The 2,347-nt window shown below is 67.6% G+C and carries 1 protein-coding gene and 2 pseudogenes; 1 reads left to right on the forward strand and 2 read right to left on the reverse strand.

All coding sequences use genetic code 11. The features are described from left to right. Positions 1-301, reverse strand: a pseudogene (locus tag H8A95_RS42590) (hypothetical protein); the annotation flags it as partial. 121 nt (positions 302-422) lie between these two features. Further along, complete coding sequence (locus H8A95_RS42595; protein WP_229188393.1) at positions 423-1,151, reverse strand: uroporphyrinogen-III synthase; 729 nt, start codon at positions 1,149-1,151, stop codon at positions 423-425. Between the two features lie 187 nt (positions 1,152-1,338). On the opposite strand from H8A95_RS42595, the pseudogene tsaD reads away from it, so the two are divergent. Continuing rightward, a pseudogene (gene tsaD, locus H8A95_RS42600) lies at positions 1,339-2,347 on the forward strand (tRNA (adenosine(37)-N6)-threonylcarbamoyltransferase complex transferase subunit TsaD); the annotation flags it as partial.

Below are 2,347 nucleotides of genomic sequence, written 5' to 3' on the forward strand. Positions count from 1 at the left end.
CCCAGGGCGACACCGGTCGTGCAGGCGCGGATTCCGGCGCCATGGCGGCGGCCTCGGGCTGCGGCTCCTTTTGGGGTGCGGCGTCGCCTTGGGGCTCCGCCTCGGGCGTGGCCGCGTCCGCAGACGCCTTCCCGGTGTCCTTGCCGGTATCCTTGCCGGTATCCTTGACGGCTTCCTCGGTCGTCCCGACCGTTGGCGGCTCGCTGGAGATCTCGGTCGCCTGAAGATCGATGGTCGGCGGCGCGCGCTTGGGCCGGGAATCCGGCGAAGGTCCTGGGTCGTCGGGCCTTTCTTCAGCCATCGCGAGGGTCCTCAAAACTACTGGCCGCATACTCTACCAGAATCGGCCCGAGTTCTTAGAGCACGATCCGAAAATCGGAGCATTGCCTAACATCATGGTCAGACGAAAGAATTAATTCCGGTCAGGGCCGTAGGGTGCGGCCGAGCGCCTCCAACAGGGCATTTTCGTCCGGGCGCGCCGCCACCACCACCTTGGTCGCGCCGGCGTCATGAAGCACGGAGGCGACCGCCGGCGAGATGCAGCATTGCGGCAGAGCGAGCGCCGAAATCTCCAGGCCGTCGGCCCGCACCGCGTCCAGAAACGCCTGCGCACTGCGGCGGGAATAATGCAGCACCGCCGTGATCCGGTTGGCCATGAAGGCGTCGCTGACCTCCCTTGGAAGGGTGGCCACCGGCGCCATCCGGTAAGTGGTGTGGGTGACGACGGTCAGGCCGTTTTCGGTGAGTTCGCCGGCGAGATCGCGCGACAGGTCGGCGCCCGCGAGATAGAGCAGCGTCACCGAAGCCTCCAGTTCGCCGGCCTTGACCCGCGCAAGCACGAGATCGCGCAAGCTTACCGCATCGCCTTGGGCCACCATCACCTTGTCGAAGCCTGCGGCACGCGCGGCATCGGCGGTGTGCGTCCCGACCGCGAACAACGGCAGCCGCACCAGTCGGCTGGCGCCGAGATCGAGCGCGCGGAGGGCATTGGCGCTGGTCAGGACGACCGCGTCATAATCCGCATCGTCGTCGTGGAACGGCAACGGCTCGAAGCGGAGCACCGGCGCCGCGAGGGCATCAAAGCCGCGTTGGCGCAGCGTCGCAAGCGTCGCGTCATTGTCCGGATGCGGTCGTGTGACAAGGATGGTCACGGGTCAGGCCTCCAACCTCACGAATTGGACCCTGGAAATCGGGCCTTGCCGACCGATTGCACTTTAAGACCTCGCAATGCTACCCCGGAGGGGACATTTTGATGAGCATGATCTTGCCGGAAACCGGTTCCGGCCTGTCCGGATCATGCTGGTAGCACAAGGGCCGAAATTGGAACACGAACCACCGATGCTGGTGTTGGGGATCGAGACCACCTGCGATGAAACCGCAGCAGCCGTGGTAGAGCGCCAGGCTGACGGACAGGCGAAAATCCTCTCCAACGTCGTGCGCTCGCAGACCGACGAGCACGCCCGCTTCGGCGGCGTGGTGCCGGAGATTGCGGCGCGCGCCCATGTCGACCTGCTCGACGGGATCGTCGCCTCCGCCATGAAGGAGGCCGGTATCGGCTACCAGCAATTGTCGGCGGTCGCGGCAGCCGCCGGACCCGGCCTGATCGGCGGCGTGATCGTCGGTCTCACCACTGCGAAGGCGATCGCGATGGTGCACGATACGCCGCTGATCGCGGTGAACCATCTTGAGGCGCACGCGCTGACGCCGCGGCTGACCTGCGCGCTGGCGTTTCCCTATTGCCTGTTCCTGGCCTCGGGCGGCCACACCCAGATCGTCGCCGTGGTCGGCGTCGGCGAATATGTGCGGCTCGGCACCACGGTCGACGACGCGATGGGCGAAGCGTTCGACAAGGTGGCGAAGATGCTGTCGCTGCCCTATCCCGGCGGACCGGAGGTCGAGCGCGCGGCGGCCGGCGGCGACCCGACGCGGTTTGCGTTTCCGCGCCCGATGCTCGGCCGCCCCGATGCGAACTTCTCGCTGTCGGGACTGAAGACCGCGGTGCGCAACGAGGCGAGCCGGCTGGAGCCGCTCGAGCCGCAGGACATCAGCGATCTCTGCGCAAGCTTCCAGGCCGCGGTGCTGGAAGCGACGGCAGATCGGCTGACCGTCGGCTTGAGGTTGTTCGAGGAGCGGTTCGGCCCGCCGCGCGCGCTGGTCGCGGCGGGCGGCGTTGCCGCCAACCATGCCATCCGCAGCGCGCTGCAGGATGTCGCGGCGAAGGCGCAGACCACGCTGATCATCCCGCCGCCTGCGCTCTGCACCGACAATGGCGCGATGATCGCCTGGGCCGGCGCCGAGCGAATGGCGCTCGGCCTCACGACACGATGGAAGCGCCGCCGCGCGCGCG

Origin of the sequence: Bradyrhizobium oropedii, assembly GCF_020889685.1 — a bacterium.
Lineage (GTDB): Bacteria > Pseudomonadota > Alphaproteobacteria > Rhizobiales > Xanthobacteraceae > Bradyrhizobium > Bradyrhizobium oropedii.